This window comes from Oligoflexus tunisiensis (genome assembly GCF_001748245.1).
In the GTDB taxonomy this organism is placed as follows: domain Bacteria; phylum Bdellovibrionota_B; class Oligoflexia; order Oligoflexales; family Oligoflexaceae; genus Oligoflexus; species Oligoflexus tunisiensis.
In genome coordinates this window covers 4,756,160-4,771,417 of sequence record NZ_BDFO01000001.1, presented here as the reverse complement: position 1 = coordinate 4,771,417, position 15,258 = coordinate 4,756,160, and the positions used below count along the sequence as shown (strand labels likewise).

The window sequence follows — 15,258 nt, the reverse complement described above, 5'->3', positions numbered from 1 at the left end:
GAGGAGATCCATGAAACGCGTATTCATCAGTCTTGCCCTGATGGGACTGTTGGCTTGCCAGGGTGGCAAGACCAGCAGCCCATTGCAAGGCGAGCCGAGCCCGAAAGAAAAAGTCGAAGAACCCGGCAATCCCTTTCCCATTAATCCCCTGACTGAGGATGAGATTCGAACGGTGGCGGCTCGTATTGGTTACGTGGAAGGCGATGGGCACCCCGATAACGGCAAGTGCATCGGCTGTCATCAGAACTTTAACAGCATCGATGAACTCGATCGGCTGTATAACGCCACCTCCTGGTCCTACTCCTGTTTTGATGCGGGTGTGAAAACCCCGGACAAGGCTCAGGAGGTCTTATCCTGTCTCGCCACTCTCGCCCCCGATGGACAGGATGTGACCCAGGTCGATCCCAAGGGGCTGGGATTCATGGCGGCCGGTGTGGAGCATCAGATTTTCAAGGACCTCTTCCAGACGGCAGGACGTGAAGCGGATTACGAAAAATTCAAAGCCAACGCCCGCATGCCACGGGGTTCTTCCGCGCTGGCGGATCAGGATTTTGAAAAGCTCCTGTCCTGGGTACTTCGTTACTATCCCGGACTCGCTGATTTCCTGACCCATGACGGACCGGATGTCTGCCGTTCTCCTGCGGATACGCATATCGGGTCGGAATTCCAGGATTATGTGCGCCGCATGAGCGAGGGCAGTGAGGGCTGGGAGCATGTGAACCAGGCCCGTGGCCTGCCCATGTTCGCCTGTGTGGACGACGATAAACATGCATGTTTTACCCAGAAAACCAAAGACGGCCGGGATGTATTTCCATCAAAGGATGAATGGAAAGCCCCCGGTCTGTCCGGTCATATGCGGATCCTTCATCAGTATGATGAGACCACCCAATACTGGATTCGCTCGTCCGCCGATGGGCGCTTTGTCGCCAACGGTGGGGAACCCAGTGCCATCATCGACCTTCAGGACAAGCTCCTGGGTCGTCCGGCCCGCCGGATCACGGTCGAGGCCTTGTATGATCCTGCTTTCCTTCCGGATAACAGCGCCTTCATGTTCCAGGGTGATCCCCATGGCTCACGGATTTGTGAGCAGAGCATCCTCGACCATGCGGATCTGGTGACCCTTGACTTCATGCAGCTCGGCTGCTCGAAAAGCGATCTGCAGATCGGTCTTTATCAGGCCATTGGCAGCAGCCTCGATACGGGTGAGATCCGCACGCTGGCAGGATACTACGGCTCGGATGATGGCTATTCGGTGTTCCGTGACATCGCTCCGCTCTTTGGCAGACAGGCGGCGCTCGACGTGGAAACCATACGCCGCGTGAATGATAGCGGTTTTGAAAAGGTCAGCACCCGCAGGTTCCCGACGCCCCATCATGGCAACTGGATGATGTCACCGGCCAATCAGATCGCCGTCGCGATACTGTCCGCCTCGACGGATGGCAAGGCACGGCATGGCGGTTATCGCCTTTTCCTGATGAATGAGACCTTTGGAGCCAACGACCAGTTGCCGGACTGGAACGATGCCTCCACAGCGTTGCTCTGCATGGGCGGCGGTGAAAAGCCCAATATCTCCTTCAACGAAAGAATGATGACGTTCTATCGTTATGCGAAACTGGACGGACAAGTCGGAGACCTGGATTCCTCAGCTGACGGGGGGAGCAGAGACCTGAATTCTTCCGCTGATATTTATGTTTATGACCTGCTCAAGGGCGGGGAACCGGTGGCTCTGACGCAGATGCCCAAGGGTTTCTATGCTCAGTTCCCACATTTCCGTTCGGACGGCTGGCTCTATTTCACCGTTTATAACGCTGCCAGTGGTGAGCGTTTTGTGGTCGCCACGGATACAAGCCTATATGTGGAACATACCATTCCCTGAATTTTCCCAGGCCCCTGCGGCGAGCGATCGAAAAGAGAATCGTTCGCCGCTTCTATATTTATGCGATAAATCCCTGTGATGGCTCATTGATGTGAAAAAATTTCAATAAAGTTATGAGTCTGTGACAAATTCCGCCGAAGGTATCTTCCATAGCTTGGGAGGCCCGGCATGGCACAGTTTGAAAAATTACGTTGGCATCAAAGCCTTGGTTTCAAAACCCAGATCGCTGTCCTGGTTCTGGGAGTTTGGGTCCTCGGCGGCATCGTTCTGGTGATGAAATCCATGGGAACGGAAAAAGTGCTCGAAGAGAGCCGACGCCTGATCGAACAGACCGGTAATAATGCGGTCGGCGATCTGCAGAACCGTCTGATTGAGGTCGATGCCCTCGCCCGCACCTTTGCTGAAACGAGCAAGGTCCTGCCCAAGGATGACAAGGTCATTCATAACTCCCTGCCTCCTCTCGTCAATTTCCAAGGCGACAATGATGTGGCCGGTGGAGGATTCTGGCCGGAACCCTATGCCTTTCACCCCAAAAAGGAACGCAGCAGTTTCTTCTGGGGACGCAACAAGGACGGTCAGCTGGAGTTCTTTGACGATTACAACAAACCCGGAGCGGGTTACCATCACGAGGAATGGTACGTGGTGGTGCGGTATGCGCAGCGCGGCAAGTGCTTCTGGAGCCGCTCGTATATGGACCCTTATAGCTACCAGCCCATGACCACCTGTACGGTCGGCATCTTTGATCAGGACAAATTCATGGGCGAAGTCACCATCGATGTGAAACTCGAAGGTCTGCATGCCCTGGCGAAATCCTGGCAGAAAAAGACCGGTGGCTATGTCTTCATCATGGACCGCAACAACAAGTTTCTGACCTTTCCGAACGTCGACCTGGTGAAAAAAATCGGTCAGGACGATAAGGGCAATCGAACCGAGGACTTCGTCATGGCCAGTGACCTCGCGCAAAAGGAGCCCCACTTTGCTCCCATCGCCCAGGCCCTGGATGCCATGAATCAGGATATCCTGACGACAGCCCGCAGCATGCCGGGCTTCAATCCCACGATTTCGACAAAGGTGGATGAGGACAGCTACCAGATCGATGAAAAGGAAGCGGAATTCATCAATGCCATCACCATGGATCCTCTGAATACCCGCACCCAGCAGACCAAACTTTATCAAAGCCTGGAACTGGATCGGGACTTCGTCACCGGATCACGTTCGCTGGCCTATATCTTCCATGTGCCTTCCTCCTACTGGAAGGTGGTGGTCGTGAAACCCCTGGCTGAGGCCGCTGCGGTCGCCGACTCGATCACCCGCATGCTGATTCTTTACCTGGTGATGACCGTTGGAGCGGTCGGTCTTTTGGCCTCATGGCTGCTCTATCGCATGGTTCTGATGCCCCTCAAGCAAACCACCGCCTCGATCCAGGAGATGGGGGAACTCATTCAGAAAAATGATACCGACCGGATTCCGCGCACGCTGACGGAAAAACTGCCCCACAATGAAATCGGCCTTTTGAAATCCGTCTTCCATCAGCTCACCGTGAAAGTCCTGGATGCACGCGTCAGCCTTGAAGATTATTCGAAGCAGCTGGAAAAAATGAATTCCAACCTGGAAGAGCGCGTGAAGGAACGCAGCCGGGCACTGCAAACGATTTTGAACAACGTGCAGAGCGGTTTCCTGCTGGTCAATCGCGATGGCGAGATTCAGGAAGGATTCACCAAATCCTGCCAGAACCTCTTTGATAATCGCGTGCGCACCGGTATGCTCCTCTCTAAACTCCTGAACATGAAGCCCGCTCATGCCGGCTATTATCAGCTGGCCATCAGTGAAATTTTTGAAGATATCATGCCCGAGGAAGTGACCACCGAACAGCTGCCCCAGCGTTTCCATGTGGGGGATAAGGCTCTGCGCCTTGTGGCCAGTGCGGTGCGCAATGAGACCGGCAAGGTTGAACTCGTGCTCTTTACCATCACCGATGTCACCGCGCTTGAACAGGCGGAAATGGAAAACATCAACATCAACGCCGTCCTTGGAATCCTGCGGCAGCGGGAAGCCTTTGGTCTTTTCCTGACCGATGCCCGCCGTTCGCTGGCGGAGTTGAAGGCCAAGGATGCCATGCAGGATCAGGCCCGTGCGCGAGCCATCCTGCATACCCTGAAGGGCAACTGCGGAGCCTTTGGTCTGGTTGAAATGGCCAGAACCATTCACCAGATTGAAGATGAACTCGTGATCAGCATCGATCATGTTCATGAGGTGGAAGGCAAGCTGAAGGATTTCCTGATGGCCAACTATCAGCTGCTGTCCATCAGCTATGAGGAAGAGGTCGGCAGCTGGGTGCAGCTCGATCAGAATTCCATCAAGTCGCTGGAACAACGCGTGGGACGCGTCGGAACGCTGGATGATGCGCGGCGCGAGCTGGCTCTGTGGATCCAGACCATCCTGATGAAAAATGCCCGCGATCTGGTCGGCCCCTTGCCGGATTTTGTGAAACTGCTGGCGGAGCGTCTGGACAAGAAAGCGGAACTGGAAATCATCGGCGGCGATGTGCGGCTTGATTCGGATGTGTTCGCTCCGGTTCTGCAGAACCTGACCCATCTGATCCGGAATTCCGTTGATCACGGTTTGGAAGCACCGGATGAGCGCGGCACGAAGCCACCGGTCGGGCATCTGCGACTGACTTTCATCGAGGCCGAGTCCGGCTGGACGCTGAAACTGGCCGATGATGGCAAGGGCATCAATACCCAGGCGGTGGTGCAAAAGGCCATCGACTCCGGATTGGTGCAGCCCGAGGAAGTCGCCCGCATGAGTGAGCAGGAGAAGCTGGAACTGATTTTCCGCGATGGGCTGTCCACGGCTGAACGGGTGTCGGATATCTCCGGACGCGGGGTCGGCATGTCGGCCGTTGCCCGAAGTCTGGAAGCTGTGGGTGGAACGATCCATGTCTCCAGCCGTGTCGGTGAAGGCACGGAATTCGAGCTCTGGATACCCAGAGCTCAGAAGGGAGTAGGGACGCGACGGGTGGCTTAAGGACCCGACTGCTGGACTTCATCGTTCTGCGATTCTTCCGCAGGCACGTCTCGCCCCGGTTGCGGCTCAGGTATCTGAACCGGCTCATCCGTGACCGGAGCGGGTGTTTCCACCAGACCTTCTATATACGAACGAAAAATCTCCAAAGCCAAAGGATCAGGGCGAATACTGACCGGAGGCATCCGGGATGTGTCAGCCGATATTTTTTGGAAGAGGATGGAATCATCCGGTTTGCCAGGAAAAATTTTTCCCAGGCTGAGAAGATGGGTGTCCACTGCTTCCAAACGCATATCCATGAGGTTGGCCCCCTTGGGGCCGCCCGGGTTGTGACAAGTCGCGCAGTTCACATGCATATAGGTGCGAGCCCTGCTATTGATGGGAAGGGCCTTGTCCTTCACATCATCGAGGGGCTTGACCGCCAGCATGCTTTGCACGTCCGGCCCCAGAACCTTAAGTTCCGACAGCTGCTGGATCTGGTTATCCCGATTCAGCTGCTCCAATGAAAAGCCCAAGACTTCGGCGTTTTCGCGATGACAGGTGGTGCACTCCTTGGGAGAGGGGATGCGGTAGTCCTTGCCACCCACCTGGACGGTACGGGCGCGGTCGAGCAGCTCGGTGCTCCCGTCCTCCTTCCAAAGATAGGTGCCGTAGACCCACGTGCCATCCCCGTTGAGGACAATGACCCGGGTCTCAACATTAAGGCCCGGATCATTGTCGCTCTTAAAATGTTTCACGAAGACAGAACCCGTGGGGAAGTCCAGCTTCGTGCCATTGAAAGAGACCGCTTTGTCTGTGGGGGCAAAAACAAAGCGATCTTTTTGGGCTCCATCGGACCATAAGGGCACGCGGACGTCGTACCGGTGCAGGCCTGGACTCAGAGCTGCAAGGTCGCCATCCTTGAAGAGACCAGTCTCCATCAAGGTGGGTGGCAGCGGGCCTGATCCCAGCGTCACCATCGGCTGCTCGGCATCGAGCTCACTGACGGATTTTTTCTTCGCCTTGCAGGACACGATGAGTATGAGCGCGACACAAGTCGCCACATTCCTTATGATCATGGTCGTATCCTGTTATGGTTTCGGGCCTTGCTTGATACCCTGATCATTGGCCAAATGCTCTTCGAAATAGAGCTTGGTCAGCGTTTCGATATCGCGCGTCTGCTTGCTGCGCAGATAGGCGACCACACCCTGGAGTTCCGCATCAGAGTTGAATTCCCAGGCATGCTCAACCTCGGCCACGCGACCATTGAGTTCGCCTGTCTTGAGCCAGGTGCTGGCGTCACTGTCGGAAATCTGCATGATGCGGCCCAGCTCATGAGGAGGGGCATTGTTATCCGCTGATTCATGGCAGGACTTGCAGCTCTTCAGAGTCCCCCCGGCGTCGGTTTCATAGCGGGCCTTGCCCAGCGCCAGGTCTTCAGCTGAATACTGCTTCACAACAATGCGGATGTTCTTGGAGACGGGGAACCCGGACTGACCTGTGCCGGGAGGTCCGCCACGACCACCTGAAGTGGCCACATACAGAGTCCCAGCCTTCAAGGGTGTGATCTTATAGGACGTGCGTTCCTTCCTGAAACGCTTCTTGAACTTTTCCTCATCAAAATTGGGGTTCTTGGCCTTGGACTGGGCCACCAGCTCATTCAACAGTTCATCGGAGAGAGTCACCTTGATCTCTTCGAGTTTGGCAACCGATTGATCCGCAAGGGCATACTTGCGAAAATCCGGAAGCAGGATGCTGTAATCCGTCGTGCCGTCGTAACCCGCGTAATAGGTGGTCTCGGCATTGATCAATTCGTCGCTGCCTGCACCCGTGTTGCCGCTGCTCTTGTCAGCGCTTTGTTTGGCGCTGCTGCAGCTGATGGCAATTGATGCGCTGATGGCGAGTGCCACTTTCCATCTCAAATGCATGATGTTCTCCTTAGCCTAAGCGTTGCGTGTTGACCTAATGCTTACGTTTCGGAAGATTTTGTTTTTCATTAAGAGAAAATTTTACAAAAAGTAAAAAATTTAGTGAACGCTTTGTGAAACAATGCACTACGCAATAGATGATGATTGTGCTTGAAAAATAGGGGTTCGAAAGCAGTCGCGTGGCGCGATGTCGGCCAGAGATGTGAAGTGATCGTCGCTGTGCGAGCGCGTATCATATGCGCGCAAAGTGTGAGTGAGATTCACTCGGCTTTGCATGCGGAACATTCGCGTTCACGGGCCCCAAAGCAATTGCCATGCCGCACCGAACTCGGCATGAATCACAGGCATTTGTCCCGCATGTTGTCCAGGATTGTCTGCTACGTTAGGCAGAAGGAACGTAACGTTGTCCAAACCCTTGACGGTCAAACCAGGGATGGAAGGACGTCGTTGAGGGTAGGTATAAGTCGGCGGAAGGCTTGGGGAAACACGATGATACCGGGGTGGAGAGCACCCCGGTGAAGACATTCAGGATGATTTTTTCAAGGGCGGTGGCATCGACGAGTCACTGATCTGCGGCGAGACAGCCAACCTTGGAATCAGATCGCCAAACTTGATCAGATTCTTCTTGTGCTGGATCGTGCCGATCGCTTCGGCAAAGTCCTGGATCACTTTGTTGGTCTGATACTTCGAAGGCAGATCCATGAAGACGCTGTGGATCGCCATGTCGATCGCTTTCAGGTAGTTCTTGACCGTAGGTTCGATCAAAGCCTGCAGTCGATCCTGCTCCTGCTGGCGAATTCGAGTCAGCTCCGCATCCCATTGAGCCGGGTCGGGAACTTCCCGCCTGATCTGCTCCGCATAGGCGTCCGCCTTCGCGCGGATTTTGTTCGCATCGTCGGTCGCATGGGCCAGGATCGCTTCCACGGTTTTTTCGACCGTCTTGGCCCGCCCACGGGCTTCTTCCACGATATTCAAAGCAATCTTCTCGGCGTCGTGGGTGATGGCAGAAGCGGACTGTCTGGCGGATTGGAACATGGAATTCTCAAGAGCCTTGAGCTCTTCGAATTTGAAGTTCTTCTCGTTGTTGGCGGTGTCAATGATCGCCTGGGCACGCTCCCTGGCACTGGCCAGTATCGAGCGGGCTTCATCTTCCATGCGCTTGCGTTCGGCCGCGAGCTGGTCTTCCGCGTCCTTCAGCTTACGGGCCAGGAGGGCTTCCTGTTCCTTGGCCTGGCGGAACAGTTCCGCACGGGATTTTTCCATGTACTCCTGAGTTTCCTTCTCAGCGGCATTGCGAGCCTGGCTGATCTTGCTGTTGGCCGCAGTTATCTTGGCTTCATTTTCCTTTTCCACTTTATAGTGGATTTCACTGGCTTCCTTCATGGCCGCCGTAATGATGTTTTGGGCCTCTTCCTTGGCGTTCGCGACCATGAGTTTCATTTCCGCGAGTCCATTGTTTTTCTCTTTCAGGAAACTCACTTCCGCGTTGTGGGTGCGCCGGCGCACTTCCTCGGCTTCATGCTGCGCAGCACGGATGATGTCCGCCGCTTTTTGATTGGCTTCGACCAGAAGCCTCTTGGCTGCGGCTTCCGATTCACGGTGCACTTCCAAGGCGGTGGCTTCGGTGGATTTGATCAGAGCCTCGTTTTTACTGCGACCGTCGTGCAGAAGTTTGGAGACGGTTTCCTCGGCTTTTTTTCGAGTGTCCTGGATCTCAATTTCCAGCGCCCGCATGGCTTTCTTGCGGTTCTGGTCCAGTTCCTCGGTCAGCTGCTTCATTTCCGTCTGGGTTTGATTGCGATGAGTTTCGAACTCAATGGTGAGCCGTTCCTTTTCCGCTTCAAACTCATGCTGGATGGATTTGAGCTTATCGTCGGTGTCGGCCTGGAAAGCCGCGATCGCTTCCTTGCTGCGTTTTTCGGCAATATCAATCGTTTCCGTCAGGTTGCGAATACGCTCCTGCTGGTTGCTGATGGTGGTCTCATGCTTCTTGACTTCCGACTCAAGAGTCACGAGTTCACGCCGTTTGCTGGTGTTCAACTCCTCCTGGGCCTTATGCTCCGCTTCGGCCTGCTGGCGGAGGCGGCGGAAATCCTCGACCTCCTTTTCCAAACGCTCCGCATGCCCTTGCGAAATGGCAATGCGCTGGGATAAGTGCTCCGCGACGCCGATCAGCTCCGTGATGCGCAGCTCCAAAGCATCCTTTTCCGCCTTGCGCGGTCCGCCCTGCTCGACGGCGATGGAAAGAACACGGGCCTGTGCTTTTTGCTCGCTCATACTTATCCCCAAAGGTTTGCGCTTGTCTTATATAGGGACTATGTCGGTGAACGGGAAGGCCCGCATTAAAGGATTTGTCGCAGGGATGTTTTTCTTAGTAAATTCGGCGCAATATAGAATATTTTTTTAAACATTACAGAAGAAAAAAATGCGGAAATCCACACCCTTCTCAGAGACTGCCGGCGACGTACTGCATACGATACGCCGCCAGGTAATATTCGAACCTGGCCTGGATGAGGGAGACCTGGGCCTGCAAAACATCCTGTTCCGCATTCAGCACATCCGAGAGACCGCGCAGCCCGCTTTTATACTCCAACTCAAAGGCCCTCGCCGCCGACTCGGCTGAATTCACGGCGACTCGCAACGAACCCAGGTTTGATTTCGCGGCCAAAAACTGGGAGAAAATCTCGCTGCTTTCCTGCTGGAGCTCCCGCTTGACTATGGTCATCCTTTCCCGCGCCTGCTGCAGTTCAAGGTTCTGCTGGCTCGCATTGTAATAGGACTGAAGACCATTGAATAAATTAAGGGTCATGCCGAGGACGATCTCATTCTGTTGCTCGGGCAGATCGTCCTGATCCAGGCGCCGCGTCCGGCGTAATTCAGCGGTAAACTCGGGAAAAAAGGCTCCTCTGGCTGCTTTGTGCTCAGCCTGTTCGCTGGCGATCAGCGCCTGACTTTGGTGCAAAAGAGGATTCTCGGCCAGGACTTTGCCATAGAGAACTTCCGCCTTATCAGGCAGATTCCTGGGAATGTCGGGCCAGACCAAAGGGGCGTCCGGTTCAAAGCCTAGATACTGGAGCAGCTGGGCCCTGGCAATTTCCAGCTGACTTTCAGCCATCGTTGCGGAACCTTCCGCAGCCGCCAGTCGAGCCTCGGCCTGCTGCACGTCGGAGCGTATGGCGGTGCCGGCCTTGAAGCGTGCGCGTACGACCGTCACCTGCTCCTTCAAAACTCTCACCTGCTCCCGCTGGTGCTCAAGGATCTCCATGCGCGCGAGTATCGCGAGGTAGGTCTGCGTCAATTCCAGTTTGATATTCTGCAGTGAGGAAGCTGTTCCGGCGATACGGGCGTCAAGCATGGATTGAGCGGCCCGCCACTGATAAAAACGGGATCCTCCATAAAAGAGAGGCTGCGCCAGGCTAATGGAATATTCAGAGGCGCGCCGGGGTTCATCCACGTCGGTCGTGTCCGGCCGCTGGTGGATGGAGCCCCGTATATTCAATTGAGGCAAAAGCTGGCCTCGGGCTCTTAACGCGGCCGCCTCGGCGATCTCGATATTGGCCTTTTCCGCCTGAACATAGGGGCTATCCTTTAATACATGCTGCAAGGCATCGTTCAGCGTAAAATGTTTCTGAGCATAGGATGCTCCGGACCAGGACCAGATCAAAACAAAAATGAAGCGTTTCACACTAGAGCCTCGTGAGTTTCGAGTCTGCCTTCACCCTGCCTGGCAGCACTTTCCAACTGCGTCTCCAGGACCTTTCCGGCCTGGCCACGAGGTTTTACATGCGGTGCGATCAGGGAATAGGCCAGCGGCGTGAGATAGAGCGTAAACAAGGTGGAGAGTCCCAGGCCGCCGAAGATCACCCAACCGATGGCGTTGCGGGCTTCTGCTCCAGGACCCTGGCTGAGCAGGAGCGGTAAACTGCCGAGAACGGTTGACAAAACGGTCATCATAACCGGTCGCAACCGAACCCTGGCTCCTTCCATAACCGCATCGGGAACATTGCGGCCTTCGTCCCGCAGTTGATCCATAAACTCAACCAGCAAAATGGCATTTTTCGTCATCAAACCGATGAGCATGACCAGCCCGATCTGGCTATACAAGTTAATGGATTGACCCGTCAGCAGGAGGGCAAACACCGCCGCGGCGATGCCGAACGGCACGATAAACATGACAATGAAAGCGGTTGCCAGACTTTCAAACTGAGCCGCCAGAACCAGAAAGACAACAGCAATGGCGAGAAGAAAGGTGATGGCGACTTCATAGGAGGTTTCCTCAAGCGTCGCGGCTTCCCCCAAAAAAAGAATGCTGATGTTCGCGGGTAACACTTCAGCTGCGACCGCGCGGACCTGCGCCATCACATGACCAATGGCCGCCCCGGGTGGAAGATCGATATCCAATTCAATGGCCCGGCGCTGGGCGTGCCGGTCAAGCTCAGCTGCGACGCCGCGCTCCTCCACACTGATGAGAGAGCTCAAGGGCACAAGCTTCTGGTTCGCATTGGGTACAAAGATATTGAGCAGGTCACCGGGATCATTGACAGCGCCCATTTTTGATCCCAGCATCACGGGAACGGCCTGATCCTCGATATTGAGGTCAATGACATCATATTCATCGACCATCACCCGCAGTGTCTGGGAAATGGCGTCCAGAGGAACCTTGAGATCCTGGGCTTTCTCGCGATTGATATTGAAGGAAAGCTCAGGCTGGGAGGTATCAAACTGGACCCGGACATCCTCAATCCCGTCCACACGCTCCAGGAGAGCGGCCGACAGTTTGTGAGCAGCTTCGGCAATGTCTTCATATTCATTCCCGAGCAGGGCCAGCTCCAGGCCGGAACCGCCACCTCCAATATCAAGCCCGGATCCCTGATTGATACGCACCTGAGCCCCAGGCAATGCCGAGAGCTGCTGATTCACGTCATCCGCCAGCTCCATCTGGCTGAAATCCCGATCTTCGGCATCGACGAGAGTGGCAATCGTCAGAGCCCGGTTTTTATCCCAGCTGCCGACGATCGTATAAATGTCCTTGATGAGTCCCGCCTCCTGATAGGGATGGAGAATGGATTCCACCTTCTGGGCCTGACGATCGGCATAAGCCAGAGAAGCTCCATCGGGCCCGGTCAGGGATATGCGCAGTTCCCCGCGATCTTCCACGGGCAGCAGCTCCTGATTCAGTTGGAAAAAGCCGAACGCGCCGGCGACCCCCAGGACGAGGGCCGCAGCCAGGGACAGGAAAGGTCGCGCCAGCATTTTTTCCAGGGTTTGAAAATAATACTGGCTCAATCGGTGACCGAATTCACTGAGACGCCTTTGAAGGAACGATGAATCTTTTCCGCCGGAACCTGTATTCATGCGGGACATGATCATGGGGCATAACGTGATGGCCACGAAAGAACTTATACTCACGGCAATGGCCAAAACCAGCGCAAACTCGCGAAACAGCCGGCCCGCTTCTCCCGGTAAAAAGGCGATCGGCAAAAAAACAGCGACCAGGGTCACGGTCGTCGCGATCACAGCGAAAAACACCTGATGGGTTCCAATCACAGCGGCCGCCATGCTGCCCAGACCCTGGTCCATGCGTCTTTGAACATTCTCCATGACAACAATCGCATCATCCACCACAAGGCCAGTGGCCAGAACCAAGGCCAGGAGGGTGAGCAGATTGATGGAAAAACCAAATATCCAAATGGCAGCCAGAGTCCCTATCAGCGAAATGGGCATTGTCACGGCAGGCACCAGTGTGACCCGCCATTGGCCAAGGAACAGGGCGATCACGAGGAGAACGATGAGGATGGAAATGATCAGGCTATACAAAACCTCCAGGAGCGCACCCTTGATGAAGACGGCATCGTTCGAGGTCAGGACGATCTCAAAGTCGCGAAAGCGCTCATTCATCTGCGCCATGCGTTTTTCCACTTCGTCCGATATCGCGATGGTATTGGAACCGGCCTGCCTGATGATTCCGAGGCCAATCACCATGCGACCGTTTAAAAGCGAATAGGATTCCGCTTCCTCCGGCGCGTAAAATGCGTCTCCAATATCACCGATCCGGATATTGCCGCGGATATGCATGCGCTCAACCTTGGCGGGTTCGATGACAGAGGCATAAGCACGAACGATCAGTTCCTGGTCCTCGGATTCGTAGCTACCGGCTGGCACATCGAAATGAGCATTGCGCATGGTTTCGATGACGTCAGCCGCCGAAATAAGATTAGCGGCCATGCGCGCCGGGTCGAGCACAACGCGAAGCACCATGGGCTGATCCCCGTTCAAGCGCACATCCGCCACGCCCGCGATGGAGAGTAATTCAGGGGCCACATCCTTTTCGATGCGTTCGGCCAACTCATGCTTTGAGAGTTGCGTGCTCATAACAGAGAGCTGCATGATGGCTTCGGCGTCGTCGTCGGCCTTTACCACAAAAACCTGATCAATATCTTCCGGCAGATCCCGCTGAACCCGGCTCACGGCTTCGCGCACATCATTGGAGGCGTCATTGATATCGACCTCCGGCTGAAACTCAACCCGTATCCGCGTGCTGTTCTCTTCACTGGACGATTCGATATTCCTGACGCCGGAGACCCGGGCGACCGCTCCCTCCAGAATGCTGGTCACTTCCGTATCCATGGTTTTTGGGGAAGCTCCCTCATACCGGGCCTGGACACTCACCACGGGGCGATCGACATTGGGCAGCTCGCGAACATCGATCCCCAGCAAACTCGCCAGACCCACCAGCATAATGAGAAGATTCATGACGGCGATCGTCACGGGGCGTCGCACCCCGAGGGCTGTCAGTGTGTTGCCACTCTCCTTCATGATTCTCCTGCCCCTAACATCCGGACCTTGCTGCCAGGAGTCAGACGCTGCACGCCTTCGACAACAACATGATCGCCGTTTGTCACCGCGCCCTCAACCAGGACCCGTCCTGAGGTTCGGGCGATGACGCGGACGGGTATTTTTTCAGCCTTGTCCCCGCGAATCACCCAAATAAAAGCCCCCTCGCGGCCCCATTGCAGAGCAATTTCAGGAACGGTTGGAAATTCGTTGCCTTTTATTTTCCAGCGGGTCACGAAGGACATTCCGGGGCGCAAGAGATCCTTCTCGTTCACGATATTGGCTCTGACCATCATCGTCCGGCGCTCCGGATCGATCCGACTCTCCAGGGCGGATATATGAGCGTCGAACGTAAGTCCAGGCCACGCTGGTGTTGTCGCGGTTATGATCTGTTCGCCTTGAAGAGAACTGACCAGGGCCTCGGGAACTTCGATATCGACGTAAAGGATGTGCCGGTCGTCCAGCACTGTGATCACCGTATCGGGAGAAACCCTGTCACCCGGATCAATTCTCGGCAGACCGACAACACCATCAAAGGGTGCGATGATACTGTGCAATTCCAGGTCGAGCTGAGCCTGGTCCCGCGCGACTCTTTTCGCTTCAAAATCAGCCCGAGCCTGGTCCACTTCCGACTTCGGAACTCCTCCCTGCCGTCCGGCCTGTTCGTAGCGATTCAGCAAACGCCTGGCTGCGTCCAGCTCAATCTCCGCCCGCCTGAGAGCCAGTTTCTCTTCGCGGTCGTCCAGGCGAACCAGGACCTCACCTTTTTTGACAGGACCTTGGGCTGTAAAAAGCACTTCCTGAACAGCCTCGGACACGGCCGGATAAATCTGAACCGAGAGGCGTGCACGTCCCGTTCCGATCGCTTCGAAAATGCGATCGTTCCCCGTTATGGCGATGGGCTCCGTAATCACCGTGATGACGGGTGCCTTGGCATCGGCATCTGACGAACCCAAAATCGAATCCTGATCGTTCCAGAAAAAATCCCTATTCCAGAAAATCATGAGGATAACCACCAGGGTTATGGCTGCGATGATGAACCTTTTTTGTCGTAAAATGTTAATACCCATCCTCCATCCGCGCAATGTATCACAAACACAAGAATACAAAAGCTTCGCAGACGAACGTCATTATTGTCTGGGTAATAAAATTGAATCAAGCTGGTAAGATTTCATCGGGGATTTTCTGGATCGTCCCCTTGGCTACGCAATCACCTCGGGGCTGGGGGAAAGTGTTCGACGTGACAATCGCCCTTGCGACCCAGATAGATAACCCTGCGACCGGCAAGACAGGCAATGTAATAGACAGTCCCGGCGTCCATGATCCTTTGCAAAAACTGGGGATAGGTTATCTCCCCGGCCTGGCTGCTCCTGACGGCTGCTGCAACCTTCTCGGCTGAAAATTCCTGGGCTGCAGTCGGATGCGGGAACGGAACGCTTTCAACATGATGCTGGCCGGATGCCGTGTAGTAGCGATTCTCAGCCCGCACCAGATCCACATGGTAGGATTCCACCCCCTCTGCCATGAGTTTGCCGACCACCTCGGGGAATCTGAGTGTGTTGCTCCATGAACCTTGGATAACTTCCTTTAACGTGCTGATGTTCATATGTCCTCCTG

Annotated in this window: 9 protein-coding genes; 2 read left to right on the top strand and 7 right to left on the bottom strand. The window is 55.1% G+C overall.

What is annotated here, in order from left to right:
- Positions 1-10: 10 nt before the first annotated feature.
- Together OLTU_RS19720 and OLTU_RS19715 are read left to right on the top strand one after the other, a co-directional pair.
- Positions 11-1,876, top strand: coding sequence for a TolB-like translocation protein (locus OLTU_RS19720; protein ID WP_141734481.1), 1,866 nt, complete (start codon positions 11-13; stop codon positions 1,874-1,876).
- 168 nt (positions 1,877-2,044) lie between these two features.
- Entirely contained in the window at positions 2,045-4,903 is a 2,859-nt protein-coding gene (locus OLTU_RS19715) for an ATP-binding protein (protein ID WP_141734480.1), read from the top strand.
- Here OLTU_RS19715 and OLTU_RS19710 read toward each other — a convergent pair.
- From OLTU_RS19710 to OLTU_RS19680, 7 genes are all read right to left on the bottom strand, one after another.
- The gene (locus tag OLTU_RS19710) at positions 4,900-5,958 is read right to left on the bottom strand and encodes a c-type cytochrome domain-containing protein (protein WP_141734479.1); all 1,059 of its coding nucleotides are present in this window, start codon (positions 5,956-5,958) and stop codon (positions 4,900-4,902) included. The two genes, OLTU_RS19715 and OLTU_RS19710, sit on opposite strands and share 4 nt — an antisense overlap.
- Before the next feature lie 12 nt (positions 5,959-5,970).
- Entirely contained in the window at positions 5,971-6,807 is an 837-nt protein-coding gene (locus tag OLTU_RS19705) for a hypothetical protein (RefSeq protein ID WP_141734478.1), read from the bottom strand.
- 525 nt (positions 6,808-7,332) lie between these two features.
- Positions 7,333-9,084 (bottom strand): coiled-coil domain-containing protein, encoded by a 1,752-nt coding sequence (locus OLTU_RS19700; RefSeq protein WP_141734477.1) that lies wholly within the window; start codon positions 9,082-9,084, stop codon positions 7,333-7,335.
- A gap of 169 nt (positions 9,085-9,253) precedes the next feature.
- The gene (locus OLTU_RS19695; protein ID WP_141734476.1) at positions 9,254-10,492 is read right to left on the bottom strand and encodes a TolC family protein; all 1,239 of its coding nucleotides are present in this window, start codon (positions 10,490-10,492) and stop codon (positions 9,254-9,256) included.
- Positions 10,489-13,623 carry an efflux RND transporter permease subunit gene (locus OLTU_RS19690; RefSeq protein ID WP_141734475.1) on the bottom strand — a complete coding sequence of 1,045 codons (3,135 nt, stop codon included), beginning with the start codon at positions 13,621-13,623 and terminating at the stop codon, positions 10,489-10,491. Before OLTU_RS19690 ends, OLTU_RS19695 begins: the two co-directional genes overlap by 4 nt.
- Entirely contained in the window at positions 13,620-14,597 is a 978-nt protein-coding gene (locus OLTU_RS19685) for an efflux RND transporter periplasmic adaptor subunit (protein ID WP_176736780.1), read from the bottom strand. The genes OLTU_RS19690 and OLTU_RS19685 overlap by 4 nt, the downstream gene beginning before the upstream one ends.
- A gap of 254 nt (positions 14,598-14,851) precedes the next feature.
- A complete protein-coding gene (locus tag OLTU_RS19680; protein ID WP_141734473.1) occupies positions 14,852-15,247 on the bottom strand; it encodes a DUF1398 family protein in 396 nt (131 codons plus the stop codon).
- Positions 15,248-15,258: the final 11 nt, after the last annotated feature.

What these genes read in the sequence shown, in the direction of transcription:
- OLTU_RS19705 (WP_141734478.1), bottom strand. Translation starts at nt 6,807, where the DNA reads ATGCATTTGAGATGGAAAGTGGCACTCGCCATCAGCGCATCAATTGCC.
- OLTU_RS19710 (WP_141734479.1), bottom strand. Translation starts at nt 5,958, where the DNA reads ATGATCATAAGGAATGTGGCGACTTGTGTCGCGCTCATACTCATCGTG.
- OLTU_RS19720 (WP_141734481.1), top strand. Translation starts at nt 11, where the DNA reads ATGAAACGCGTATTCATCAGTCTTGCCCTGATGGGACTGTTGGCTTGC.
- OLTU_RS19690 (WP_141734475.1), bottom strand. Translation starts at nt 13,623, where the DNA reads ATGAAGGAGAGTGGCAACACACTGACAGCCCTCGGGGTGCGACGCCCC.
- OLTU_RS19700 (WP_141734477.1), bottom strand. Translation starts at nt 9,084, where the DNA reads ATGAGCGAGCAAAAAGCACAGGCCCGTGTTCTTTCCATCGCCGTCGAG.
- OLTU_RS19715 (WP_141734480.1), top strand. Translation starts at nt 2,045, where the DNA reads ATGGCACAGTTTGAAAAATTACGTTGGCATCAAAGCCTTGGTTTCAAA.
- OLTU_RS19680 (WP_141734473.1), bottom strand. Translation starts at nt 15,247, where the DNA reads ATGAACATCAGCACGTTAAAGGAAGTTATCCAAGGTTCATGGAGCAAC.